The 24,531-nt window shown below is 67.8% G+C and carries 30 protein-coding genes; 10 read left to right on the forward strand and 20 right to left on the reverse strand.

The window, feature by feature from the left end; genetic code table 11:
• Positions 1–59: 59 nt before the first annotated feature.
• The 3 genes from LT965_RS15525 to LT965_RS15535 form a co-directional block, all read right to left on the reverse strand.
• Positions 60–536: a hypothetical protein gene (locus LT965_RS15525; RefSeq protein ID WP_232701769.1), complete on the reverse strand. Its 477-nt coding sequence runs from the start codon at positions 534–536 to the stop codon at positions 60–62.
• A gap of 131 nt (positions 537–667) precedes the next feature.
• On the reverse strand, positions 668–1,876 hold the full coding sequence (locus LT965_RS15530) for a TIGR04347 family pseudo-SAM/SPASM protein (protein WP_232701770.1): 1,209 nt from the start codon (positions 1,874–1,876) through the stop codon (positions 668–670).
• Positions 1,873–2,127 carry an Htur_1727 family rSAM-partnered candidate RiPP gene (locus LT965_RS15535; RefSeq protein ID WP_232701771.1) on the reverse strand — a complete coding sequence of 85 codons (255 nt, stop codon included), beginning with the start codon at positions 2,125–2,127 and terminating at the stop codon, positions 1,873–1,875. Before LT965_RS15535 ends, LT965_RS15530 begins: the two co-directional genes overlap by 4 nt.
• Before the next feature lie 161 nt (positions 2,128–2,288).
• Between LT965_RS15535 and LT965_RS15540 the strand changes: the two genes are divergently transcribed.
• The 3 genes from LT965_RS15540 (at position 2,289) to LT965_RS15550 (ending at position 5,773) form a co-directional block, all read left to right on the forward strand.
• The gene (locus tag LT965_RS15540; RefSeq protein WP_232701772.1) at positions 2,289–3,359 is read left to right on the forward strand and encodes a radical SAM protein; all 1,071 of its coding nucleotides are present in this window, start codon (positions 2,289–2,291) and stop codon (positions 3,357–3,359) included.
• Between the two features lie 202 nt (positions 3,360–3,561).
• Entirely contained in the window at positions 3,562–4,713 is a 1,152-nt protein-coding gene (locus LT965_RS15545; RefSeq protein ID WP_232701773.1) for a multicopper oxidase domain-containing protein, read from the forward strand.
• Positions 4,714–4,735: 22 nt separating this feature from the next.
• On the forward strand, positions 4,736–5,773 hold the full coding sequence (locus LT965_RS15550; RefSeq protein ID WP_432419300.1) for a halocyanin domain-containing protein: 1,038 nt from the start codon (positions 4,736–4,738) through the stop codon (positions 5,771–5,773).
• A 3-nt stretch (positions 5,774–5,776) separates the two neighbouring features.
• Here the strand turns inward: LT965_RS15550 and LT965_RS15555 are convergent, their stop codons facing one another.
• The 11 genes from LT965_RS15555 to LT965_RS15605 all read right to left on the reverse strand — a co-directional run bounded on the left by LT965_RS15555 (position 5,777) and on the right by LT965_RS15605 (position 13,414).
• Positions 5,777–6,043, reverse strand: a complete 267-nt coding sequence (locus LT965_RS15555) for a hypothetical protein (RefSeq protein WP_232701775.1) — start codon at positions 6,041–6,043, stop codon at positions 5,777–5,779.
• Positions 6,044–6,101: 58 nt separating this feature from the next.
• Positions 6,102–6,515 (reverse strand): hypothetical protein, encoded by a 414-nt coding sequence (locus tag LT965_RS15560; RefSeq protein WP_232701776.1) that lies wholly within the window; start codon positions 6,513–6,515, stop codon positions 6,102–6,104.
• A gap of 54 nt (positions 6,516–6,569) precedes the next feature.
• The gene (locus LT965_RS15565) at positions 6,570–7,595 is read right to left on the reverse strand and encodes an NAD(P)/FAD-dependent oxidoreductase (RefSeq protein ID WP_232701777.1); all 1,026 of its coding nucleotides are present in this window, start codon (positions 7,593–7,595) and stop codon (positions 6,570–6,572) included.
• Entirely contained in the window at positions 7,596–7,952 is a 357-nt protein-coding gene (gene trxA, locus LT965_RS15570; protein ID WP_232701778.1) for a thioredoxin, read from the reverse strand.
• Positions 7,953–8,200: 248 nt separating this feature from the next.
• Entirely contained in the window at positions 8,201–8,602 is a 402-nt protein-coding gene (locus LT965_RS15575) for a helix-turn-helix domain-containing protein (RefSeq protein WP_232701779.1), read from the reverse strand.
• A gap of 88 nt (positions 8,603–8,690) precedes the next feature.
• Positions 8,691–9,734, reverse strand: a complete 1,044-nt coding sequence (locus LT965_RS15580; protein ID WP_349292035.1) for a sulfite exporter TauE/SafE family protein — start codon at positions 9,732–9,734, stop codon at positions 8,691–8,693.
• A complete protein-coding gene (locus tag LT965_RS15585) occupies positions 9,731–9,880 on the reverse strand; it encodes a DUF7512 family protein (RefSeq protein WP_232701780.1) in 150 nt (49 codons plus the stop codon). The genes LT965_RS15580 and LT965_RS15585 overlap by 4 nt, the downstream gene beginning before the upstream one ends.
• A gap of 174 nt (positions 9,881–10,054) precedes the next feature.
• The gene (locus LT965_RS15590) at positions 10,055–11,233 is read right to left on the reverse strand and encodes an inorganic phosphate transporter (RefSeq protein ID WP_232701781.1); all 1,179 of its coding nucleotides are present in this window, start codon (positions 11,231–11,233) and stop codon (positions 10,055–10,057) included.
• Between the two features lie 27 nt (positions 11,234–11,260).
• Positions 11,261–11,719 carry a YeeE/YedE family protein gene (locus tag LT965_RS15595; protein ID WP_232701782.1) on the reverse strand — a complete coding sequence of 153 codons (459 nt, stop codon included), beginning with the start codon at positions 11,717–11,719 and terminating at the stop codon, positions 11,261–11,263.
• A gap of 1 nt (position 11,720) precedes the next feature.
• Entirely contained in the window at positions 11,721–12,212 is a 492-nt protein-coding gene (locus LT965_RS15600; RefSeq protein ID WP_232703597.1) for a YeeE/YedE family protein, read from the reverse strand.
• 8 nt (positions 12,213–12,220) lie between these two features.
• Positions 12,221–13,414, reverse strand: coding sequence for an MBL fold metallo-hydrolase (locus LT965_RS15605; protein WP_232701783.1), 1,194 nt, complete (start codon positions 13,412–13,414; stop codon positions 12,221–12,223).
• 260 nt (positions 13,415–13,674) lie between these two features.
• Here LT965_RS15605 and LT965_RS15610 point away from each other — a divergent pair, with 260 nt between their 5' ends.
• From LT965_RS15610 to LT965_RS15620, 3 genes are read left to right on the forward strand one after another with little or no spacing between them, the layout of a single operon-like run.
• Positions 13,675–13,920 (forward strand): sulfurtransferase TusA family protein, encoded by a 246-nt coding sequence (locus tag LT965_RS15610; RefSeq protein WP_232701784.1) that lies wholly within the window; start codon positions 13,675–13,677, stop codon positions 13,918–13,920.
• Position 13,921: 1 nt separating this feature from the next.
• The gene (locus tag LT965_RS15615) at positions 13,922–14,503 is read left to right on the forward strand and encodes a DsrE/DsrF/DrsH-like family protein (RefSeq protein ID WP_232701785.1); all 582 of its coding nucleotides are present in this window, start codon (positions 13,922–13,924) and stop codon (positions 14,501–14,503) included.
• A gap of 2 nt (positions 14,504–14,505) precedes the next feature.
• On the forward strand, positions 14,506–14,748 hold the full coding sequence (locus tag LT965_RS15620; RefSeq protein ID WP_232701786.1) for a HalOD1 output domain-containing protein: 243 nt from the start codon (positions 14,506–14,508) through the stop codon (positions 14,746–14,748).
• A gap of 50 nt (positions 14,749–14,798) precedes the next feature.
• On the opposite strand, the gene LT965_RS15625 is transcribed toward LT965_RS15620, so the two are convergent.
• Together LT965_RS15625 and LT965_RS15630 are read right to left on the reverse strand one after the other, a co-directional pair.
• Complete coding sequence (locus tag LT965_RS15625) at positions 14,799–15,917, reverse strand: aminotransferase class V-fold PLP-dependent enzyme (RefSeq protein ID WP_232701787.1); 1,119 nt, start codon at positions 15,915–15,917, stop codon at positions 14,799–14,801.
• Between the two features lie 185 nt (positions 15,918–16,102).
• On the reverse strand, positions 16,103–17,350 hold the full coding sequence (locus LT965_RS15630) for a M20 family metallopeptidase (protein ID WP_232701788.1): 1,248 nt from the start codon (positions 17,348–17,350) through the stop codon (positions 16,103–16,105).
• A gap of 444 nt (positions 17,351–17,794) precedes the next feature.
• On the opposite strand from LT965_RS15630, the gene LT965_RS15635 reads away from it, so the two are divergent.
• Positions 17,795–18,235, forward strand: coding sequence for a DUF302 domain-containing protein (locus tag LT965_RS15635; RefSeq protein WP_232701789.1), 441 nt, complete (start codon positions 17,795–17,797; stop codon positions 18,233–18,235).
• Between the two features lie 2 nt (positions 18,236–18,237).
• Entirely contained in the window at positions 18,238–18,798 is a 561-nt protein-coding gene (locus LT965_RS15640) for a class I SAM-dependent methyltransferase (protein ID WP_232701790.1), read from the forward strand.
• A gap of 13 nt (positions 18,799–18,811) precedes the next feature.
• Here the strand turns inward: LT965_RS15640 and LT965_RS15645 are convergent, their stop codons facing one another.
• Positions 18,812–19,435 (reverse strand): DUF7509 family protein, encoded by a 624-nt coding sequence (locus tag LT965_RS15645; protein ID WP_232701791.1) that lies wholly within the window; start codon positions 19,433–19,435, stop codon positions 18,812–18,814.
• A 98-nt stretch (positions 19,436–19,533) separates the two neighbouring features.
• Here LT965_RS15645 and LT965_RS15650 point away from each other — a divergent pair, with 98 nt between their 5' ends.
• The gene (locus LT965_RS15650; protein ID WP_232701792.1) at positions 19,534–19,929 is read left to right on the forward strand and encodes a helix-turn-helix domain-containing protein; all 396 of its coding nucleotides are present in this window, start codon (positions 19,534–19,536) and stop codon (positions 19,927–19,929) included.
• Between the two features lie 21 nt (positions 19,930–19,950).
• On the opposite strand, the gene sod is transcribed toward LT965_RS15650, so the two are convergent.
• Complete coding sequence (gene sod / locus LT965_RS15655; RefSeq protein WP_232701793.1) at positions 19,951–20,553, reverse strand: superoxide dismutase [Mn]; 603 nt, start codon at positions 20,551–20,553, stop codon at positions 19,951–19,953.
• A 147-nt stretch (positions 20,554–20,700) separates the two neighbouring features.
• Between sod and LT965_RS15660 the strand changes: the two genes are divergently transcribed.
• Complete coding sequence (locus LT965_RS15660; protein WP_232701794.1) at positions 20,701–21,846, forward strand: acyl-CoA dehydrogenase family protein; 1,146 nt, start codon at positions 20,701–20,703, stop codon at positions 21,844–21,846.
• Between the two features lie 29 nt (positions 21,847–21,875).
• On the opposite strand, the gene LT965_RS15665 is transcribed toward LT965_RS15660, so the two are convergent.
• Together LT965_RS15665 and rdfA are read right to left on the reverse strand one after the other, a co-directional pair.
• Complete coding sequence (locus tag LT965_RS15665; RefSeq protein ID WP_232701795.1) at positions 21,876–23,825, reverse strand: archaea-specific SMC-related protein; 1,950 nt, start codon at positions 23,823–23,825, stop codon at positions 21,876–21,878.
• Positions 23,826–23,872: 47 nt separating this feature from the next.
• Complete coding sequence (rdfA, locus tag LT965_RS15670) at positions 23,873–24,484, reverse strand: rod-determining factor RdfA (RefSeq protein WP_232701796.1); 612 nt, start codon at positions 24,482–24,484, stop codon at positions 23,873–23,875.
• Positions 24,485–24,531: the final 47 nt, after the last annotated feature.

The raw sequence follows: 24,531 nt of genomic DNA on the forward strand, positions 1-24,531 counted from the left end.
TCCGTGTTCGGAAGCCATCATCCCGCTCCACTTGCGCGTGATACGGTAAAAACGTCGGGTCACTCGGGGCCGTCTACCGTCGCTTCGCTCCGCCGCCAGAGGACGGCGGCGTAGGCGGACCCGACGACGACCGACGCGATGAGCGCGAGCAGCGTGGCGAACGCGAGGTAGCCGACGACCGGGCTGGCGTAGGGAGCCACCACGTCCCGTGGCGGCTCGACCGCCCACGGACTGAGGTGAAGGTACGCGAGCATGGCAGCGCTGAACGCGAAGAAGCCGGCCCAGTATCTGGCGTCGACGCGTCTGGTCCCCGAGAGGTAGAGGCTGATGGCGATGAGCGCGTAGATGGCGAGGCTGTACGTGAACGGGTTCACTTCCGGTGTGAGTGGCCAGCCGACGTGGTTGCCACGGACGACGTGGTCGACGTGGTGGGCCGCCCCGAGGAGCGTCGGGGCCGCGACGAACACGTAGAACAGCGGTTCGAGGCTCCGGTCGTTCGCCGTCTCGTCGTCGGGCAGTCGGCCGTCGAACACCATATCGGGTCGTCGGCCGGTGCCCCGTTCAGTGTTCCCCCAACATGTTGGTGGCGACGTCGCTGGTCGCTCGAACGACGGCGAGACGACTGACGGCGCGAGAGTAGTGGCCGACGAGGAGAGCGTGACCGACGTCAGTCTGCGGTCGCGTCGCCGCGACTGTGCCCCGGTCGACGCTCGTCCTCCGTCAGGTAGCACTTCGGGTCGGGGGCAAACGGGCCGCCCGCGCTCAGCGCGCGAAGCCGCGACCCGCCGCGGCAGACGGGCTGGTACTGGCAGTTCTGGCAGCGCCTACCGAGGCGGTGCTCGCGCTCCCGGAGGCCCGCTAGCAGTGGGTTCGTCTCGTCGGTCCAGATGTCGCCGAACGAGCGGTCGCGGACGTTCCCGAGGCTGTACCCCTGCCAGAACTGCGTCAGGTGAACGTTGCCTTGGTAGTCGACGTCCGCGATGCGCTCGCCCGTCGGGTCGCCGCCGTTGGCCTCCAGGTAGCGGTGGATGTCCCGGGCCCGCTCGCTTCCGAGTTCCGACTCGGCGTACTCCACGAGGAAGCCTGCGTCGGCGTAGTTCCCCACGAGCAGCGTCTCGATCTCCTCGCCCTGGGCGTGGTACTCGCGGGTGAGGTCACAGACGGTGCGGACGGCCTCCCGGGTGTCCGCAGGCGAGAGGTCGACGTCCGCGATCTCCGCGCCACGGCCGCCGTAGTCGAGGTGGTAGAAGCAGAAGCGGTCGACGCCCACGTCGTGGAGCAGGTCGACGACGTCCGGCAGGTCCGGGGCGTTCGCCTCCGTGATGGTGTAGCGCAGGCCGGTCTTCAGGCCGGCGTCGAGGCTGTTCTCGATGCCGCGGACGGCCCGGTCGAAGGCACCCTCCTGGCCCCGGAAGGCGTCGTTGCGCTCGGGGAGGCCGTCTACGGAGACGCCCGCGTACTGCAGGCCGGCGTCCCGGAGGCTGGCGGCGCGCTCCTCGGTGAGCAGCGTCCCGTTGGTCGACAGCACCGGCCGGATGCCCCGGTCGGCGGCGTAGGCGACGAGTTCCTCGACGTCGTCGCGGACGAGCGGTTCACCACCCGAGAACAGCACCACCGGGACGCCGAAGTCGGCAAGGTCGTCGAGCAGCGCCTTCCCCTCGGCGGTGGAGAGCTCACCCGGTGCGGTCTCCGTGTCGGCGGCCGCGTAGCAGTGCGAGCAGTAGAGGTTGCACTGCTTCGTGAGGTTCCAGACGACGACAGGCCGGCGCTGGAGGTCCTCGGTGATCTGCTCCTCGCTGGACTCGTCGGCGGCGTCGTACCGCAGACCGTCGCTCTCGGCGTCCAGCCCGCAGAGCAGTTTGCTGACCGAGATCACTGCGACTCACCTCCCGCGAGCCGGTGGGTGGTGTACCGCCGCGTCTCCTCGGCGGGACAGAGCCAGACGTCCGTCGCCGTCCAGTCGAACAGCGTCGCGGCGCGCTCGTGGGCGTCGTCTGCGTCCGCCGCGGTGACGCTCCCGACGTGTTTCAGCGGGCCACGCGCGTCGGCCCGGACGAACACCTCCCACTCGCGGCCCGTCGCGCTCCGTGGGGTCTCGAGCACTCGCGTTCGGTCGTCGTCGTCCATGCGCTCGGCTACGCAGGACCCCGGGAAGGACGCCCCGGACGTTCCCGGAGACTGGGAACGGGCACGCGCACCAAAGACCCAGGAACGTCACGCTCCAAACGAGGCGGCGCCGGTGTGTGATCCACCAACTCGCCTGCCAGGCAGCCGCCTCACGACCACAGATGACGCCAGTGAACACGAGTGAACGACCGTTCGTGCTGATCTGGGAGGTGACGCAGGCCTGCGAACTCGCCTGCGAGCACTGTCGGGCGGACGCGACCCCCGACCGCCACCCGGACGAACTCTCCACCGCGGAGGCGAAGGACCTGCTCGACGACGCGCGCCGGTTCGGCGAGAACCAGCTCGTCGTGCTCTCCGGCGGCGACCCGCTCGCCCGGGACGACACCGTCGAGCTGGTGGAGTACGGCACGGACGTCGGCCTCCGTATGACTGTCACACCGAGTGGCACGCGGTCTCTCTCGACGGAGGCCGTGCACGCGCTCGCCGACGCTGGTGTGCGGCGGCTCGCGGTGAGCATCGACGGCGCGGGCTCAGAGGCACACGACTCGTTCCGTGGGGAAGACGGTAGCTTCGTGCAGACCGTCCGCGCCGCCCGAGCGGCCCGCGAGGCGGACGTACCGCTGCAGGTCAACACGACGGTCTGTGCCCAGACCGTCGCGGACCTGCCGGCCGTCCGTGACCTCGTGCGGGAGCTCGGCGCGGTGCTATGGAGCGTCTTCTTCCTCGTCCCCGTCGGCCGCGGCCGCGTCCTCGACCCGATCGCTCCCGAGCGCACGGAGTCGGTGATGGAGTGGCTCGACGACGTCGCGAACACGGAGGAGTTCGGCGTGAAGACCACCGAGGCTCCACACTACCGCCGCGTGCGCGCCCAGCAGGCCGCGTCCAGCGGCGGAGCAGGAGGGAGTCGTCGCCGCGGCGGCATCACGGCGGGCGACGGGTTCGCCTTCGTCAGCCACACGGGCGACGTCTACCCCTCCGGGTTCCTCCCAAGGAGCGCGGGCAACGTTGGGAACGAATCAGTGGTCGACATCTACCGGAACAGCGACCTGTTCCAGCAGCTCCGCCGGAAGGACGACCTGCGCGGGAAGTGCGGGGCGTGTTCGTTCCGCCACGTCTGCGGCGGGAGTCGGTCGCGTGCGTACGCGGCTACCGGTGACCCGATGGGGAGCGACCCGCTCTGTCCACACGTCCCGGACAGCTACGACGGCCCGCTCCCCGAGACGCTGCGCTGACGCCGCTGTTCTGCACCCGCTGTTGGGTCCCTGTAGCCCGTAGTTCGCTCTCCGTGCTGGTCCCGGCCCGGAAGCACCAGCTGGCGACCCCCGAATCTACCGAACATGTTCGGCCACCGTTCCCGGGTGGTGGGAACAGTTTCCGGGGGGCGGGAATCACCGACCCGGGCTTTACCAGGGGAGTGCCAACGTCGAGATGTCTATGAGAGACCGTATTGGCGCACCCGGCACCGGAATTTCGCGGCGCGAATTCGTCGCAGCGACGGGCGGCCTGGGCACGGCCGCACTGGCTGGCTGTACCGCACCGGTCCAGTCGAACCGGAACCAGACCAGTTCGACGACCACGAGCGCACAGAACCGGGACCAGGACCTCCCGACGACGAGTCCGCCGGAGATCGTCGACGTCCACGAACAGGGTAACCAAGTCACGCTGAAGAGCATGCCCGCCGTCCACGAGGCCCACCCCCTCGACACGATGGGCGGCCCGGTGGAACTCCCGCGCGTCTGGGCGTTCCAGGCAGACGACGGCGAGCCGAGCGTTCCCGGTCCCATCATCCGGACGGTGGAGGGCGAGGACATCGAGGTCACCCTCGACAACACGGACGGGATGCGTCCGCACACGCTGCACTTCCACGGCGCGCAGAAGGCCTGGATGGACGACGGCGTGCCGACGACGACCGGTATCCGGGTGGACGCCGGCGAGAAGCACACGTACACCATCCCCGCCAACGTGCCGGGGACGCACGTCTACCACTGTCACTACCAGACCCACCGGCACATCGACATGGGGATGTACGGCATCTTCCGCGTCGACCCCGAGGGGTACGAGCCCGCGGACAAGGAGTACTTCATGACGGTGAAGGACTGGGACTCCCGGCTCAACCGGAAGATGGCGGGCGAGAACGTGGAGTACAGCCCCCGCACGCGCAGCCCGGACATCTTCACCATCAACGGGAAGGCGGCGCCGCGGACGCTCCACCCCGAGGACGGCTCCCCGATCATCGTCGAGCAGGGCGACACCGTGCGCATCCACTACGTGAACGGCGGCTACATGAACCACCCGCTGCACCTCCACAACCACCGGTTCCAGCGCGTGGAGAAGGACGGCGGCGTCATCCCGGAGGCCGCCCGCCACGACATGGACATCACGAACATCGCGCCCGCCGAGCGCCACACCATCGAGTTCGAGGCGGACTCCGAGCCCGGCATCTACCTGATGCACTGTCACAAGGTCAACCACGTGATGAACGGGAGCTACTACCCCGGCGGGATGCTGACGGGCATCGTCTACAAGGAGGCGATGGACACCGACATCTTCCGCCAGCTGATGGAGTACGCCGGCTACGAGGCCTGATCACACCCCAACACCCACACACATGTCTCCGAACGACACGACGATGGTCGACAGACGAACCGTACTCCGAGCGACTGCAGCGGCTGGCGCGGTCGCGGTCGGGGGGAACGCACTCCCCGGGACTGCCAGCGCCCAGGAAGACGACTTCGAGGCCTGGTTCGACAACGTCGACAACTACGACGGCGTGGTCGACGAGACCGGCTCCAGCGAGGTCACCGTGGAGGTCGGTGCCGAGGCCAACGGTGGTCAATTAGGCTTCGGCCCCGCAGCGGTGCGGGTCGACCCCGGGACGACGGTGACCTGGGAGTGGGTCGGCGGCACCCACAACGTGGTCGCCGACGACGGCAGCTACGAGAGCGAGATGACCGACGAGAACGGGTTCACGTTCACGCAGACGTTCGACGAAAAGGGTGTCTCGAAGTACTACTGCATGCCCCACGAACAGATGGGCATGAAGGGCGCCATCGTCGTCGGTGACGTCGACGTCGGGAGCGCCTCGGGCAGTAGTGACACCCAGGGCGACGGCGAGAGCGAACCGGCCTCCGTGGACTTCGACGGCTGGTTCGACAACGTCGGCAACTTCGACGGCGTGGTCGACGAGACTGGCTCCAGCGAGGTCACCGTCGAGGTCGGTGCCGAGGCCAACGGCGGCCAGTTCGGCTTCGGTCCGGCGGCAGTTCGCGTCGACCCTGGAACCACCGTGACCTGGGAGTGGGTCGGTGGCAGCCACAACGTGGTCGCCGACGACGGCAGCTACGAGAGTGAACTCACCGACGAGGATGGATTCACGTTCACGCAGACGTTCGAGGAGGAGGGCGTCTCGAAGTACTACTGCATGCCCCACGAACAGATGGGAATGAAGGGCGCCGTCGTCGTCGGCAGCGGCGGTGGCGGCGGTGGCGGCGGGAGCGGAGGCGGAGTCCTCTCCACCACCGACATCGGCGTGCTCGCGTTCGCCGGGGCGCTGGTCGGTGGTCTGCTGTCGCCGTTCGCGCTGAAGGCGTCGCGCAGTTCGTCCGGGCGCACTGGCCGGACCCGCGACTCGCCGCGTCGGCGCTGACGCTCAGGACGAACAGTTCTTCTCGCAGGACCCGGAGCCGGACCGGAGGCGGAGGACAACGCCGATGACGCCGACGGTCAGTGCTGCCACGAGGACTCGAATCAGTCCGCCGCCGAGTGCGGCCGTCGCCCCGCCGGCAGCGGTCCCCCCGGCGACGCCCGTCGCGGCCGGAGCAGCGAACAGACAGCAGAGACTCAGCGCGCCGCCGACGCCGAGCAACGTCCATCTGTCGCCCGAGTCCGCGTCGGCGTCTTCCTCCGATGTAGTCACTGTACGTCGCCGTACGGTGGTGGCTTCTATGGTTCTTTGGGCTCGACAGCCGGCACGGTCAGCACGTCGCGCAGGTCCGCTGGCGCTGGTAGTAGAGGACCGCGCCGAACAGCGCGACGGCCACCACACCGAGCACGGGCCGGAGTGGCTCGAAGTACGTCATGAGTGCCGACGAGCCGAACAGTGACACGAGGAGGACGTTGCAGACCGGACAGCCGAACGCGAGCAGCCCGACGACGCCACCGCCGGTCGCGAACCGGTCGCTGGTCGCGTCCCCGGTCGACCCTCGCTGGACGACGAACGCCACGGCGAACGCGGCCGTGGCTGTCAGGAAGAGGTAGTCCGCTGGCCGCCGTGGTACCATCCGAACGTAGAGTGGGTTCGGGACGAGACCGGTGACGGTACCGAGGAGCAGGAACACGGCGGCGCCGACACCGATGCCCTTCAGAAGTCGAGTCCTGGAAGCAGCCATCTGTTAGTCTGGTTCGGTTCTCGGGACGAAAAACGTGGCGAGAGGTGGCTGTCGTTACGGGGTCGCTTCGACGGGGTTCCGTTCGGAGCGCTCGACGGCCTCGACGAACGCCTCGGCGTCGAGTGCAGCACGGCTTCCGGTTCCGGCGGCCGTGACGGCCTGCTGGTATCGCGGGTCGGCCACGTCGCCAGCGACGAAGACGCCGTCCACGCCGGTCTCGGTCGTCGGTCGACCGTCTTCGTCGGTCTCCGTCAGGACGTAGCCGTCTTCGTCGAGTTCGACGTCGGTTCCCTCCAGGAACGTCGTGTTCGGCGTGTGGCCGATGCCGTAGAACACGCCGCCGACGTCGACGGTCTCGGAGTGCAGGTCCTCGCCCTCGTCGGCTCGCTCGCTGGGGTAGCCGTCGGGGTGAGAGACGAGCGTGGCGCCGGTGACGCCGTCCTCACGGGAGCCGTGGATCGCCTGGAGTTCCGTGTTCCAGCGGAACTCGATGGCGTCGTGCTCGCGGGCGCGTTCGGCCATGATCTCGGAGGCCCGGAGTTCCTCGCGGCGGTGGACGACGGTCACGGAGTCGGCGAACTTCGCGAGGAAGAGCGCCTCCTCCATCGCGCTGTCGCCGCCGCCGATGACGAGGACGTCGTCGCCGCGGTGGAACGCGCCGTCGCAGGTCGCACACGTCGAGAGGCCGTACCCCATCAGTTCGTCCTCGCCGTCGGCACCGACCCACCTCGCGCTCGCGCCGGTCGCGACGACGAGCGCGCGGGTACGCAGGGTCTCGCCGTTCGAGAGCTCGAGCTCGATAGGGTGGCCCTCGACGTCTGCCGTCTCGATGAGGCCGCGTTCGAACTCTGCGCCGAACGTCTCGGCCTGCTCCTTACCGCGCTGGATCAGTTCCATGCCGCCGACGCCCTCGGGGAAGCCGAGGTAGTTCTCCACGTCCGTCGTGAGCGTCAGCTGACCGCCCGGCTCGTCCCCCTCGAGGACGAGCGGGTCGAGGTCCGCGCGGGCGGCGTAGACGGCCGCGGAGAGTCCCGCGACGCCCGAGCCTGCGACGACGATGTCGCGAGTGTCCCCGCTCATCTACTCGGTGTACCCCTCGATCAGCGAGCGCAGTCGTGCTTCGTCCTGGAGACCGACGAGTTCCTCGACCTGCTCGCCGTTGGCGAACAGGACGAGCGTGGGGACGCCCCGGACGCCGTACGCGGCGGCGAGTTCCTGGTTCGCGTCGACGTCGACCTTGGCGACGGTCGCGTCCGTCTCGGCGGCGAGGGTCTCGACGACCGGCGCGATCATCTGACAGGGACCACACCAGTCGGCGTAGAAGTCCGCGAGGACGACGCCGTCCCCGACGAGCTCGTCGAGTTCCGCCTCTCCGTCGACCGCGACGGGTTCGGTGGGCGTCGCCGTACTCGATTCGGTGGTGGAATCAGTTGTCATCACTACCTGGTAGGGGCCGCACCGATTTAAGGTTTTGGGAATACCGCACAATACTGTTTCTGGGCGGGGCGATTGCTCCGTCGGCAGAGGACACAGCCTGCTGCGTGGGCACTAGAAGCGTACCGGATACGGACAGACCGCAGCGGCCACGGACGGAGCGAAAGTGGGGTGGTGAGACGAGAGAGGGACGTGTGGAGGAGAGGGACGTGTGAAGGAGACGAACTGGGTGTGGAGCGTTGGTGTAGTCGCTAGCTCTCGGCCGGCGTCGCGGCTTCGCCCTGCTCGTACTTGGTCTCGAACTCCTGGATGAGCTGTCCCATCTTGGCGTACCAGTCGTTGAGCAGGCGCTGCATGTCGTTCGCGATCTTCGACGGGTCCGTCGGGGAGTAGACGTGGTAGTAGCCGCCCTGGTCGTAGTTCACCTGCTCCTTCTGGATGAACCCCGTCTGGAGCAACCGCTGGATGGCCCGGTAGGCCGTCGAACGCTCTCGGTCGACCGCTTCCGCTATCTCGTCGACCGTCAGTGGCTCCTCGACGTTCACGAGCGCCTGGAAGCACTCCTTGTCTAGCTGCTTGAGGCCGTGGAAACACTCGAGGAGTCCCTCACACTCCATGTCGCTCTGTAGTTGCTCGGCCATCGAGTCTGGCATTGGTATCGAGTGGACGTAGCAGGTGTGGCGATAAAAGACTTGTGTACAAACTGTACAATGACACGCACGCGACCGACGGATGGCCGCGTCAGTCGGCGGTGGACGTCGACGTCTGGGATTCCGCACGCATCTCCCTGACGGAACTGACGACGACCGCACCGGCGACCAGCGTCGCCGCGCCGATGATGATGGCCAGCGAGACCGAGTCGAGGACGGGCATCTCGATGACGTCACCGACTTTCCGGACGGCGACCGCGATGGCCCCCAGCAGCAACATCACGCCGAAGTAGACCTTGATGTCGTCCTCCTCGACGAGGCTGGTTGCCGCGGCGCCCATACGGGCACCGAGCGCGCTACCGGCCAGCAGCGGGACGACGATTGACAGGTTCACCGCACCGTCGATAGCGTACAGGAAGCTACCGATACCCCCCGAGAAGACGATCTCGAAGAGGTCGGTCCCGACGGCGATGGGGACCGGAACGCCGATGAGGTAGAACAACGCGGGCATCCGGATGAACCCGCCGCCGACCCCGAGGAAGCCCGAGAGCAGCCCCGTGGCGAACGCGACGACCAGGATCATCCACAGCGACACCTTCACGCCGCCCCGTAGCTCCATCATCGGCGGAACCCGGTAGGACTGGATCGTCTTCGCGATGTCGGGGATGTCGTCGGCGTCGACCTCGGCGTGGGCAGCGTCGGCGTCGTGGCTGATGCCGCCGCCCCCGTCGCCCTTCGTCGCGTTGTACGTGATGAAGACGCCGATACCGCCGAGCAGCCCCACGTAGATGATGCTGACGACGGTGTCGGCGACTCCCATCGCCTGTAACGCGTGGAGGCCGATCTTCCCGACCTCGATGCCCACGGTGGTGCCGGCGATCATCAGCACGCCGAGTTTGTAGTCCACCTGGCCGAGGTCGCGGTGTTTCAGCGTCGCGATGACCGCGGTCGCGAAGACGAACGCGAGACCGGAGGCGACTGCGACGTCCGTCTTGTACCCCATCACCATCAGCGCGGGGGTGACGAGGAACGACCCACCCATCCCGAAGAAACCGAACAGGAGGCCGATGAGCACCCCGAAGCCCGCGAACATCGCGAGCAGGGGTGCGGCTACCCCCAGGATCTCCAGCGTCATTCGCCCCTCAGTGCGTCGACGAGAGTCGGTCCGAGGAGCCGCTCTAGCGCGCCGTAGCTGACGTACAGCAGTATTGCTTCGAGTAGAACGACGCCGACGACGAGTGCTGCGCCGCCGACACCGGATGCGTTCTCAAGCCCGAACATCGGTACTCACCTCGTTCGATATTGTGCAGTTCATGGAATTCTGCTCACGTCCGAGTAACCGGCAGCACCACTTAACAGTTTTGGGTGCATTGTACAATACAATCAATCGTGGTTCACTGTATGTTATAGCCAACGCACGCCGAGCCGCCGTCCTACCGACGAGCGACCGGCGGGTTACGGCTGGAAGACGGCGCCGAACCCGTAGGCCAGCGAGAACGCGAGCACGAACGACGCCACCCACGCCCCGGCCGTCATGAGGAGCTTGCGAGCGCTGATCGCCTCGCGGCCGCCCACCGCCACACCGCTCCCGATGATGGCGCTGACCACGATCTCGTTGAACGAGACCGGGACGCCGAGCAGGACGGCTAGCTGGGCGATAAGGAACGACGGGACGAGCGCGGCGATCGAGCGCCGCGGCCCCAGCGAGGAGTAGTCTTGTGCGAGCGACTTGATCATCCGGGGGGCGCCCGTCCACGAGCCGACGAGGATGCCGACACCCCCACCCACGAGGACGGAGAACGTGGAGGCCACGCCGACCTCGTCGAGCAGCGGGAGCAGCGGACCGACCGCGAGACCTACCTGGCTAGCGCCCGCGGAGAACGCGACGAGCGACCCCAGCGCGAGCAGCATCCGTCTGAGCGCACCCGTCTCGTCCCGGCGGACGTCCAGGTGAACGAGCAGCCCGACGGCGACCGCGACGACCAGGGAGAGTCCGACCGCAGCGGCAGCTCCCTCGACGCTCAGCAGTCGCCGGCCGAGGTCGACCAGCGAGCCCGCGGACCCGCCGGGTCCGAGAGACGTGAACTCGACGTTGGCGAGCACCGCGCCGACGAGCCCCGCGAGGGCCGCGATACTGAACCGTTCGGGGACGTCGCGCCGGGGGAGGAGGCTGGCGATGACGTACGCGATGCCGCCACCGACGAACGGCGTCAGCACCCAGACGGCACCGATCTGGCGGTACTTCGGCCAGACGGGCGTGCCGCCGAGTGCGAGGCCGACGCCGATGACCGCCCCGGTGACGGTGAACGCCGTCGCTATCGGGTAGCCCGTCCGGATACCGACGGCCATCAGTCCGGCGCCGATAACCAGCGCGACGATGACGCCGCTGGCTGGCAGACTGACGCCGCCGACGAGACCGCTACCGACGGCCTCCGAGACGTTCGCACCCTGGGTGACAGCGCCCAGGAACCCGAAGATGCCCACGACGAAGGCCGCGCGCATCGTCGGGATGGCGTTGGCGCCAACCGCCGGCGCGAACGGGGTCGCACCGCTGGACCCGGCACCGATCACCCAGGACATGAACAGGCTCGCGAGGGCGGCGACAGCGAACAGTGTGAGGAGGGCTACGTCCATCGGAGGGTGGGGACCAAGATGTGGTGGTCAGTCCGCCTCCGCCGTCGCGGAGGGCGAGGCAGTGCTTCGGCTCCGCCACCGGCCCTGTGCGTACGCGCCGAGGAACATCCCGGCGAGCGCCCAGAGGATGGTGACGTTGCCGACGCCGAGGCTGGCGTACGCCGCGCCCGGACAGATGCCAGAGAGCCCCCAGCCGACGCCGAAGATGGCGCCGCCCACGAGGACGTTCCTGTCGAAGGGTTTCAGACGCCGCTCGTAGCGGTCGCCCGTGAGGGGCGCGCGGTCGAGCAGCTTCGGCCCGACGAAGAAGCCGAGCCCGCTGACGACGGCGCCGCCGAACATCACGAACAGGAGCCCGAAGTCCTCGAACTGGAGGAAGTCCAGGACGACCTCGGGGCGGGCCATGTGGCTGTAGCCGAGGCCGAACCCGAAGATGAGGCCGCCGACGAGGATCAGCGGGATGAACAGCGGGTGTCGGTCCGCCATGTCAGGGACTCACCCCGAGTGCGGACACCAGCTGTGCGGTGACGATGGCGACGGCGAGGAACGTCACGACGCCCACGATGGACGTCTTCGACGCGGAGCCGACGCCACAGACGCCGTGACCGGACGTGCAGCCCTTGCCGATGCGCGTCCCGACACCGACGAAGACGCCGCCGACGAGCAGCCGCCACGGCTGGACGTCGGTCGTCCACGCACCGCCCTGAAAGAGGATCGCGTACACGGCCCCACCCAGGACGATGCCGAGCGTGAACACGACTCGCCAGTCGCGTGACCCGACGTACCGCTGGAAGCGGGACTGCCCGGAGACGTACGAGAGCGTCGACTCCAGGAACGTGCTCGCGCCCGCGGCGATGCCGGTCCCGAGGTAGACGACGACCGCTCCGAGGCCGACGAGTAGGCCACCGACGGCGTAGCGACTGATCCCGTTGGGGAACAGGTCGGCGGCCAGCTGGAGTGGAACTGGGTCAGTCACGATCAGTGGCTTCAGTCACCCGCGAGCGACTCCTGGCTCGCGGCGCAGTTGTTCGGGCCGAGTTCGAGCGTGAACGCCTCCTCGTCGTCGACCTCGTTCTGGCCGAGGTTCGTCGCGATGATGTCCTCGTAGTTCGCTGGCCGCGGTGGCATGTCCGAGAGGACGAGGTCGACGAACTCGTCTTCGTCCATCGTGAGTGCGGCCATGTCCTCGACGAGGTCCCCGATGGGTGCCGTGTAGGTGCCGTCGTCCGCGGGGACGGCGGCGTCGCTGAAGTGAGCGCCACCGACGAGCGTGTCGTCGGGGAGCGCGAGGACGCTCTCTTGGAGGGACTCGTAGAGCATGCGTGCGGCGTCCGGTGCGCCCTCGTCGCCTTCCTCGAGGTCGGGGCGGGCGACGCTCTCGACGAACAGCCCGTCGCCGGTCGCGAGCAGGCTGTCACCGATGAGGTAGGAGGTCATGCCCGTCGTGTGGCCGGGCGTGAAGACCGTCTCGATGGTGGCGTCGCCGACCTCGAAGGTGTCGCCGTCCTCGGCCGTGGTGAGCTCGTCCGCGTAGGTGACGCCGCGGTCGACGGCGGCATCGGGGATGACGCCTTCGACGCCCTCGCTGTCGAGGTTGCGGACGCCCGAGATGTGGTCGGCGTGGACGTGCGTGTCGATCGCGTACTTCAGGTCGACACCGAGGTCGTCGGCGTCGGCGAGGTAGCGGTCGGTGAACGCGCGCAGCGGGTCGACGATGGCGGCCTCGCCGTCGTCGTAGAGGAGGTAGCCCAGGCAGCCCGAGGACGGGCGCTGGTACTGGACCAGGGTGCCGGGGCCGTCGTAGTCGGTGACCTCGACGGCCTCGTAGATGCTCGCCCAGCCGTTCATCCCGTCCTCGAGGTGGTTGACGTCGTAGCCGTGTTCCACGAGCGTGCCGGCGACGAACTCGCTGGCACCGCCCTTCGCGCAGAGCACCGTGACCTCGCGGTCGTCGGGGATCTGGTCGAGGACGTCCTCGTCGACGTCGTCCTCGAGGAACTCGAAGTACGGGACGTTGATCGACTCGACGTTCTCGCCGTCGATCTTCCACTCCTCGTAGTCGGCGGTCATGCGCGCGTCGAGGAGCGTGACGTTCTCGCCGTCGTCGAGGCGGCTCTTCAGCGTCTCCGGTTCGACTGTCTCGACGTCTGCGTCGGGAGTCGGGAAGTCTTCAGGATTCATGTCGTACACCTCCATCTACTGGGCTCAGCCACATAAGGATTTGCATAGTAGTTCGTCAACTGTGCAATACAATTTGCCAGATGTCGACTGGGTGGCTCGCCGATACAGGCTGTTACTGTGCTCGTGCGTAGCGCATACGGGATATTAACAAGACAGTGCCGGGCCAGTGTAGTTCACGGTGCCCACAAGAACCGACATTCTTTTACCTTCGAAGTTAGTATTGTGCACCAACTCCAATACAGAACACGGAGTGACTCAACATGAGCCAGGAATACGACATCGCGGAGACGCTCGACGTGAAAGGAGCATCGTGCCCCATGCCGGTCGTGAAGACGAAGTCCGCCGCTGACGACCTCGCAGAGGGCGAGGTACTCGAAGTGCTCGCAACGGACTCCGGCAGCATGAGCGACATCGAAGGCTGGGCCAAGGGAACCGACGGCGTCGAACTGCTCGACCAGGTCGAGGACGGCGACCTCTACAAGCACTACGTGCAGAAGACGGCATAACATGAGCACGGACACACCTACCGAAGCGACCGACGGAGAACCGACCACCGAGGCGGAGCTCCGGGCTCGCGTCGAGGAGCTAGAGGACACGGTAGCCACCCTCGAGTCCGAGGTCGGCGACGACCAGCAGAAGATGACCATCGTCTCCACCCAGGGCTCGTTCGACATGGCCTACCCGCCGCTCATCCTCGCGAGCACGGCAGCCGCCTTCGGCTGGGACGTCGTGGTCTTCCACACGTTCTGGGGTCTGGACATCCTCCACGAGGAGAAGTCCCAGAACCTCCAGCTGTCGGCCGTCGGCAACCCCAACATGCCGATGCCGAACGCGCTCGCCGCGCTCCCCGGGATGGACCGCATGGCGACGAAGATGATGGAGAAGAAGATCGACGACAACGGCACCGCGACCATCGAGGAGCTCATCGACCTCTCCCTCGACCAGGGCGTCGACCTCCAGGCCTGCCAGATGACCATCGAGCTGATGGACTACGACGAGGACGACTTCTACGACGGCGTCACCACGGGCGTCGGCGCGGCCACCGCCATCCAGCACATGGCGGAGTCGGACGTCCAGCTACTCGTCTAACAGTGCTCGGAACTGCCCTGAATCGACGAACGGTCGACACCACGGACCGCATCGTCGCTGCGGTCGCCGACAAGGAGGGCGTCGACCCGGTCGACCTGAACCCGCCGCTCGGAACCGTCGTCGACCTCGACGCGGTCGAACGGCTCTTCGCCCGGAGCACCGCAGCGGCCGACCTCGAACTCCGGTTCCAGTACCGCGGCCACGACGTCCTGGTTCGCGAGGACGGCGCGGTCACCGTCGAATAACCGATCTCTTCTCGACGGACTGCGGCCGACAGCGAGCCACTGCAGCCGATTCACTCCCACTCGGGTTCGAGCGCCTCGAGCAGGCGGTCTACCTCTTCCTCGGTGTTCACCGCGTGCACGGACGCCCGAACGACGTCGGGGAATGGGAGCGGACGGACGACCACCCCCGCAGCCGACAGCCGCTCGACCGTGGCCTCCGGTTCCGCAACGTCCATCGTCACGAGCCCGGACTCCGGCGACGCGGGGCTCAGCAGACGGTCGTCCGGCACGCCTGCCGCGAGCCGCCCTGCGAGCCACTCGATCCTGTCCTCAATGCGTTCGACACCGACGTCGTCGATAGCGTCGATGGCGGCCCGCAGCGCCACATGGGGCGCTGGATTCGCGGACCCCACCTCGAAGCGGCGTGCGCCAGCCGCGTACTCGAACGCCGCCGCCGTCGGTACCTCGACGCTCCGGTAGCCGACGGTGGTCGGTGACAGTGACTCCGCGACCTCGCGGTCTACGTGGAGGAATCCACCGCCCCAGAGGCCGAGCAGCCACTTGTGGCCCGCTGCGGCGGTGAAGTCTGCACCCCACTCGGCGACGTCCATCGGCGCCTGACCGGGCACCTGGACGGCGTCGACCAGCGCGAGAGCGTCGGCGTCGTGGGCGACGTCGACAAGTTCGGAGACCGGGAGCCGCGTGCCGTGCGTCCACGTCAGTGCGCTGAAACTCGCCAGTTTCGCGTCCTCCACGGCCTCCGAGAACGCGTCGACGTCGACCCGCCCGTCCTCAGTCTCCACCACGCGGACCTCGACGCCGTCGCGTTCGAGTCGCTGCCACGGGAGGATTCCCGCCGGGTGTTCGACGTCGGTGCGCACGACGACGTCGCCCGGCTCCCACGAGATGGCGTTCGCGACCACGTTCATGCCGGCCGTCGTACTCTCCGTGAGCGCTATCTCGTCGGGGTCGGCGCCGACGAAGGACGCGACCCGCTCCCGCGTGCGGTCGTACTCGGCGAACGCCGTCTCGTAGGGGTCGCCCCGGACGGGCACCTCGTACTCGAACGACTGCGTGAACTCGGTGGCCGCGTCGAGGACGAACTCCGGGCTCGGACCGTGCGCCCCGAAGTTCATGTAGATGCCCTCCCGGAGCGCCGGAACCGCGGCGCGGAGGTCCTCGGGCGTCACGGGCGTCCCCTCGACGGGTCGACGGCGATGCGCGCACTGACGGCGTGCGTCTCGCTACTAATCACCGCTAGATGTTGCGCCCGAACGCCCAAAGAGCTACGCACGGCTACCACACCGATTCGGGCTGCTCGCGCGCGAGTACTCCCGCCACGGCGAGCAGGTAACCGGTACCGCGCGGACGAGAACTACCGGAACTCGGCGAGCCACGCCGTCGGGAGGCGCGCGTAGACGACGGCGTTGTCCACGATTGCGTCGACGTCCACGTACTCGTCGACGGCGTGGACGGTGTCGGAGCCCAGCGCGAACTCGACGGTCGGGATGCCCGCGTTCCGGAGCTTCTTAGCGTCGCCACCGCCCGTCGCGCTCCGGCGGTAGACGCGCTCTCCGACGACGTCCTCGGCGGTGGTGGAGACTGCCTCCACGAGCGGGCTGTCGACCGGTTCGACGGTGCCGACGCTCCAGGAGACGTCGGCTATCGTGACGCCCTCGCAGCCGGCGACACACTCGCGGATCCCCGCCACTACCTCCGGGGTCTGGACGCCCGCGACCACTCTGACGTCGAGTTCCGCGGTGGCCGACTGCGGGACGCTGTTGATGGCCTCGCCGCCGTGCAGCGTGCCGAGGTTGATCGACGGGTGCTCGAAGAGCCCGCGGGCCGTGTCCGCGCCCAGCTTCGGCGCGTAGTAATCGATCGACTCCTCGACGATGGGCTGCATTGTCTCGTCGACCTCTAGCGTCCGTGAGCCGAAGCGGGACCGTACGACCGTCACTGCGTCGTAGAGGCGGTCGATGGCGTTCACGCCCACCATCGGCCGGGACCCGTGGGCGGCCTCGCCCGTGGCTTCCAGAGTGAGCCAGATGCTCCCCCGGTCCGCGACGGTCACCGAGTGCTGGCCGGATTCGCAGGTCGGCTCCCCGATGACGCAGCCGTCGGCAACGAGGCGGTCCGCGTCGAGGAGGGCGGGGAGGCCGGCGTCCCCGCTCACCTCCTCGTCGCTCACGAACGCGAACGTCAGGGTCACTGGCGGCCTCGTGTCGGTCTCGACGAACGCGCGGATCGCGAACAGCATCGCGGCGACCGCGCCCTTCATATCCGTCGTCCCCCGGCCGTAGAGCCGGTCGTCCACCACCTCCCCGAGCGGGTCGTACGTCCACGCCTCCTCGTCGAACGGGACCGTGTCGAAGTGGCCGTTGAACAGGAGCGTCTCCGGGCGCGCTCCGGGCACGGTCGCGAGGAGGTTCGGCTTCGCCGGGTCGACCTCGAAGCGCTCGGCGTCGACGCCGAGCGACGCCAGGTACTCGCCGACGTACTCGACGATCTCCGCCGTGTTCCCGGGCGGGTTCGCCGTATCCATCGCCACGAGGTCCTCGGTGAGGGCGAGCAGTTCCCCGCGGTGGGCCTCGACGTACTCGGGTGGCGTGCTGGCGGTCACGTCAGTCGAGGTTCCAGCCGAGCGCGTTCTCCGCGGTCGACACCGGGTTCCGGGCGGGGCTGAACGGCGGGGCGTCTGCCGGGTCCGCGTACTCGAGTTCCCGCACGGACGTGCCCGCGTGCAGGGTCGTCGCGACGGTGGCGGTGCGCTCCCCCCGGCGCGACGACGAATGTGTCTGTCACGCGGAAGAATTGCCCGGCCAGCGCCTAAAGTATTTCCTGGAGTACCCAATATTGTCGGCGCGTCCACGGCTCCCACTGATACCCGGTACGCGGTCATCGTCGCGTATGTCTTCCAGATACCTGCACGTTGTCGTTCCCGTACGTTCGCCGCCCTGGTGCGGCGGCGTCACGAGTTCCCCGGGCGATAGCGGAGGCGTCCGGTGCAGTCGCTGCGGTCCGGTACCCGAAAGAGTTTGTCGGTGAAGGTGCAATACTGCCTACGATGGCACTACCCTTCGATCCGGCGGCAGTAGACCCCGGCGACATCGGCGAGGAACAGACCACCCTCGAGATGGACCACGAGGAAGCCGTCGAACACGTCCGTGAGGTGTTCGAGGACGCGGGCTTCGGTGTCCTCGCAGAGTTCTCCCCATCAGAGGTACTCAACGAGAAGGTCGACGCGGACCGGGACCCCTACTACGTGCTGGGTGCGTGCAACCCCCAGATGGCGGACCGTGCGCTAGACGTCTCCGAGAATCGCATCGGCGCGCTGTTCCCGTGTAACGTCGTCGTCTGGCAGGAGGAACCCGGCGTCCAGCGCGTCTACCACGTCTCCATCATGCGCATCGCGCGACTGCTCGGGATGGCACCCGACGACGACGAGATGGCCGACATCGTCGCCGAAACCGGAACACTAGTCGACGAGGCGTTCGAGAACCTCTAGCGATGGGACACCACACCTTCGACGCCTCGCGAGCGGACAAACTGGAACAACCAGCGGAGCGCTACCGGTTCCTCTCCGCCGAGGAACTGCTGTGGGCGCTCGACCTCTCCCCGACGGACACCGTCGTCGACCTCGGCAGCGGCACCGGGTTCTACACTGACGACGTCGCGCCACACGCCGGCGACGTGTACGCCGTCGACGTCCAGTCGGCGATGCACGACTACTACCGCGAGAAGGGCGTTCCGGAGAACGTCGAACTCGTCACGACGGAGGTGAGCGACCTCCCACTAGAGAGCGAGACCGTCGACGCCGCGTTCTCGACGATGACGTACCACGAGTTCGCGAGCGACGACGCTGTCGCCGAGATTCACCGCGTGCTCGACGACGGCGGTCGGTTCGTCGTCGTCGACTGGGCGGCGACCGGCACGGGCGACGACGGCCCGCCTGTCGACGAACGATACACCGCGGACGAGGCCGTCGAGGCCTTGCGGGACGGCGGGTTCACTGTCGAACACAGGGCCGTCCGGCCGGAAACGTTCCTGCTGGTCGCGACCGTAGCGTAGTCGCCGGGGGACGCTAGTCGAGGCCGTCGAGGTCGCCGTGTAACTCCCGGTTCATCACGTCGGCGCTGAACACGCGGACGCGCTTGACCAGTTCCGCCTCGTTCTCGTACGTATCGACGCGGAGGTCCCAGCGCGCGTTCGCAGCCCGGATCATCTCGCTGGTCACGTCCGCGTCGTGGAGGAACACCATCCGCTCGCGGTGGGTGTCCGCAAGTCGTTCGAGCACCATCCCGGCCTCCTCGCCCACGCCGAAGTTGTGGCCGAGTCGCGGGACGACGAAGACGGAGACGTTGCTCTCCCTGGCGAACGCGACGGACTGCGTCGCGGCGTCCACGTCGGCCGTGTCGACGCCGACGTCCACCGCGAGGAACGCGTTCAGTCCGGGGTCCGCGCGCAACTGTCCCTGCACCCGTCGCAGCGTCGCCTGCGCCTCGTCGATTCGGTCGCTGTTCCGGAAGAGGCGCCGAAGTGGCCCCGGCAACTCCGCGACGTCGACGTCATCGCGTTCGGCATCGCCGAGGACGTACTCCAGGTTGAACGACTTGTACGGCCCCATCAGGTAGACGAGGAAGCCGTCGTAGGGGACCGACCCGAGCGCCGAGCGAATGTGCGAGCGCGAGATGTCGTCGTCGGCCATCGTCCGATTCACGTCCGGAACCAACATAAAAACGGGTGTTTTCAGCGACTGTCGACTCGAGAACTGTTAAGTCGAGCTGGTCCGTACGTCCAACCGAGATGGCGACTAACGAGGCGGGCGGACGGGACGCCCCGCAGAACCCCGAGGAGCTGCTCCCCGCGACGAGCGTGCTCTCCCTCCAGGAGTACCTCGACATGCAGGCCGCTCTGGGGGACGAGACGCGGTTCCGGGTCGTCTACACGCTCTCGCACTTCGGCGACCACAGCCCCAAAGAACTTCAGGAGACGCTCGAACTGGAAGCGAACACGCTCCACTACCACCTCCAGAAGCTCGTCGACGTTGGACTCGTGGAGAAACGCAAGCAGACGACGGCCGACGGCGACGGCCTGTTCGCGTACTACCGCACGACGTCGCTCGGCGACGCCATCCTCGAACACGGCGTCGAGGAGCTCATCCGTCGCGAGCGAGAGTACCGCGACGCGTACCGCGGGTAGCGCGGCGACGCCCGCGGAGCGTTACTCGAAGCGTTCGACGGCCTGCTCGAAGCGAGTCGACGGCTCCGCCCAGTCGACGACCTCGAAGAAGGCGTCGACGAAGTCGCCGCGCGACGGGCCGTAGTCGTAGTAGTAGGAGTGCTCCCAGACGTCGAGCGCCAGGATGGGATGGGAGCCCCACAGCGCGCCCTGGTCGTGCTTGTCGACGACGACGTTCCGGAGTTGCTCAGAGTGGCTGTCGTAGACGAGGAGCGCCCAGCCGCCGGCAGCGGAGGCTGCGGCCTCGAACTCGCCCTTCCAGCCCTCGTAGGAGCCGAAGTCCGCCTCGATGCGGTCGCGGAGGGAGCCGGTGGGTTCGTCGCCGCCTTCGGGACTCATCGACTGCCAGAACAGCGTGTGGAGGACGTGCCCGGAGCCGTTGTGGGTGACGTTCCGGATGGCGCCCGCGGAGTCCGAGAAGTCGCCGGACTCCCGGTTGGCTTCGAGCGTCTCTTCGGCGCTGTTCCAGCCGTCGACGTAGCCCTGGTGGTGGGTGTCGTGGTGCCACGTGAGCACCTGTTCGCTGACGTGCGGTTCGAGCGCGTCGTAGTCGTAGGGAAGCGGCGGCAGTTCGTAGTTCGACATGCAGGTGTCCCGTCACCCCGTCGCCTCTTGGTGGTTTCCGGAAACGGCCTTCAGTTGGCACGGCGACAGTTCGGCGGTGGCTGCAACTGCCCGGACATTGTCGGCTGTTTACGAGTACTTTTGACCCGCTGTACGGTACATCGACACATGGACTTCGGACTCACCGACGAGCAACGAGCCATCCAGGACGAGGTGCGACGATTCGCCGAGAACGAGATCGTCCCCGTCGCCAGCGAGTACGACGAGGCCGAGAAGTACCCTTGGGAGGTCATGGAGAAGGCAGCGGAGGCCGGACTCACGGGGCCGGGCATCCCGATGGAGTACGGCGGCGCCGGCTACTCGCCGGTCGAGACCGCCATCATCGTCGAGGAACTGTTCGCCGCCGACGCCGGCATCGGCCTCTCCGTCTCCAGTGCCGGGTTCGGCGCGGAAGCCATCATCGCGTTCGGCACCGAGGACCAGAAGGAGCGCTTCCTCGAACCTATCGCCACTGGCGACGCCATCATGGGGTCGGCCATCAGCGAACCCGACGTCGGCTCCGACGTCTCCAGCGTCTCGACGCGCGCGGAGAAGGACGGCGACGAGTGGGTCATCAACGGCAACAAGATGTGGATCACGAACGGTTCCGTCGGCGACTTCTTCGTCGTGCTCTGCCAGACCGACCCCGACGCCAGCGGCCGCTACAACGGCTTCAGCCAGATCGTCGTCGAGTCCGACCGCGACGGCTTCGAGGCCGACAAGATCACGGGGAAACTCGGCATCCGCGCCTCCGACACCGCGGAACTCATCCTCGACGACGTCCGCGTCCCCGAGGAGAACCTCATCGGCACGGAGGGCGGCGGGTTCCTCCAGCAGATGCAGTTCTTCGACGAGACCCGGACGATGGTCGCGGCGCAGGGTGTCGGCATCGCCCGCGGCGCCACCGAGCGCGCCCTCGAGTACGCGAAGGAGCGCGAGCAGTTCGGCCGCCCCATCTCGGACTTCCAGGCCATCAAGCACAAGCTCGCCGAGATGCGCACGCAGACGGAAGCAGCCCGCACGATCACCCAGAAGTCCGCCTGGAGCGTCGAGAACCGCGACGGCCAGCTGACCGCGCTCGCGTCGATGGCCAAGGAGTTCGCCTCCCGCATCGCCGTCGAGGTGGCCGACGAGGCCGTCCAGATCCACGGCGGCGCCGGCTACGTCAACGACTTCGACGTCGAGCGGTTCTACCGCGACGCGAAGATCACCCAGATATACGAGGGGACGACGGAGATCCAGAAGAACATCATCGCCCGCGAGATGCTGGAGTAGACCGGCCCGCGAACCGTTCTCGTTCTCGCTCAGATTTCGGTGACGCGGTTGTCCACGTTCTCGACGGTCGCGGCGTCCTCAGGGAGGAGCGCCGCCACGAGGAACTCTGTGTACTCCGCGACGTAGTCGACGAGCGCCGCGATGCGCTCGGCGTCGATGGCCTCCAGGGAGTCCAGCAGGAGGAAGGGGACAGTCTCGTAGACGTCGTGGACGAGGTAGCCCGCGAGCGCGAACACCAGCCCCGTCACCTCCCGCTCGCTCTCGCTGAGGTGGTCGACAGTGTCCTCGTAGGCAGTGCCGTCGTTCGAACGGACGACGTGGAGGTCGAACACCGTCTCCTCGACGTTGCGCCGACCGTCGCGGCCGCGCTTCGTCGTGCGCTCGATCCAGATGCGTTCGACGTTGTCGTAGTCGAGCATTTCGAGGACGGTCGCCATGTGGTCGTTGAACGCCTCGACCGCCTCGCTCTCGACGCGGTCGACGCGGTCCCGGAGGTCGGCCAGTTCCGAGACGATCTCTGCGCGGCGTTCCTCCAGGGCCTCGCGGTCGGCGAGACGGTCCTCGAGGTCGGCGACGGTCTCCCGGGCGTCGGCGAGGTCCGCCTCCACGCGGTCGAGTTCGGCCTCCATTTCGTTCACCTGCTTCGCGCGGTCGACAGCCATCTCGTGGCCGCCCGCGTCCTCGACAGCCGCCTCCAGGTCCTCGACGTCGGCCGCGAGTTCGTCGCGCTCGGCCTCGAGGTCCGTCACGCGCGACTGGCGCTCTTCGATCTCCGCTTCGACGGCGTCGAGTCGCCCCTCGAGGTCCGCGCGGCGCTCACGGACGTCGGCCACCTCGCGTTTGCGCTCGGTGAGCGACTCGAGTTCCGCTGTCAGGTCGTCCTTCCGCGCTCGCTTCCGGTCGCGGAGGTCCTGCAGGCGCTCGACGGTCTCCTCGATGCGCGAGCGCTCCACGTTCGTCCCGCACGTCCAGCAGACGTCCGTCTCCTCGTCCGTGAGCAGGGCGTCCGTCAGCGTCCCGCCGTCCGACCGCCGGCTCGGGTCGCCATCACTGCCTGCGCCGACCTCGTCGGCGATCTCCTCGTGGACGCCGCCCGCGTCCTCCAGCATCTCCTCGTTGAACCGGACGATAGCCTGCAGGTCCCCGACCTCCGCCTCCAGTTCCTCACGGCGCCCGCGCAGTTCGCCGATGCGAGCGTCGAGGTCCTCGCCGTCGACGTCCGACGCAGGCAGCGACTGCCGTTCTTCGCGGAGTTCCTCTCGTTGCTCCCGCAGCGATTCGAGGCTCTCGCGCTCCGTCCGGAGTTTGAACCGGACGTCCTCCAGGTCCGACCGCGCGGCCTTCAGCGCCGCCAGCGCGTCTGACTCCTCGCCCTCGGGCGCCTCCACGTCGGCGAGCGCCTCGCGGGCCGCCGACAGTTCTTCGCGACGGTCCTCGCGCTCGGTCTCGAGGTCGGCTACGCGCAGCCGGCGGTTCTCCAGGCGTGCCGAGACGTCGTCCAGGGTCGCGAGTTCCTCGTCGATCTCGCGTTTCTCGGTCTCCAGTCGGTCGATCTCCCGGTGGAGTGCCGCGGTGTCGACGGGTCGAACGACGATCTCGCGGAGGTCGTCCCCGCGTTCGACGGCGCGCCGCGCCTCGTTGTCCTCGAGGAGGAACGCGAACAGGTCCGCGAGTTCCGGATCGTCCAGCAGTGGGTCGCCACCGAAGGCGACGCTGCCACCGACGCGAGTGAGCGTCCGCTCGTACTGTTCGTCGCCCAGTTCGAGGGTCACGCCGCCCTCCTCGGCGTCCCCCTTGAGGGTGGCGCGATCGCTGCCGACGACGGCCATCACGGCCTGGAGGAAGGAGGTCCGGTTGGTCGCGTTCCGGCCCGCGAGCACGTTCACGCCGGGGTCGAGTTCGACGTCCGTGTCGTCTATGCCGCCGACGTTACGCGCGTGCAGGTGTGCCGCGGGCTGGTTCGCGGCCGACTCGTCCATGGCTACCCGTTGACGACCGGCGAATATAGTTCTTCATCTTGGGGCACTCACGGTTCGCAGTCGCAGCCGCCCCGGGTTAGCAACTCGACGGCGTCGTAGTCCGCCCCGCAGTCCTGACAGAACACGCGGACGTTCACCAGCACGTCGTGGGCGCCGACGTCGATGCGTCCGGTGGTCGCCGACCGCTCGACGGCGTCCGCCGTGACCGACGCCACGCGCGCCTGCAGGCGCCGGAGAGTCTCGACGTCTCGCTCGATCTGGTCGGCGTCGTCCTCCCGCCGAGCGCCACGGTACTCCCGGAGGTAGGTGTGGACCGCTTGGTGGGAAACGAAGTCCTCTAGGAGCGCCTCGACGTCCACGCCGTCCCGGGACAGTTCGAGGCGCTTCTGGGTACGCACCCCCTCGCTGACGTCGTCGCCGGTCAACACCTCGTAGGTCGCCGTGACGTCCTGCGCTACGGGGTTGCGCCCCACCTCGTCGAGTGCCACCGCGAGCAGGCGGCGGTTGAACTCGTCGGCGAGCACCCGGAGGCTCGCGCGCTCGTCGCCCGTCCCCGTCCACCGGCGTTCGAGTTCCTCGCCCATGTCCTCGAGGTCGTACTCGGCGATGAGACGGCCGACTTTGCAGCGCGTCGGGTCGCGGGTCTCCGGGCCTGACATCGTCTGGAGAGTCGATGTACCGGCAGAAAAGTCCCGCGGTGAGAAGT

The organism is Halobacterium wangiae, from assembly GCF_021249345.1.
In the GTDB taxonomy this organism is placed as follows: domain Archaea; phylum Halobacteriota; class Halobacteria; order Halobacteriales; family Halobacteriaceae; genus Halobacterium; species Halobacterium wangiae.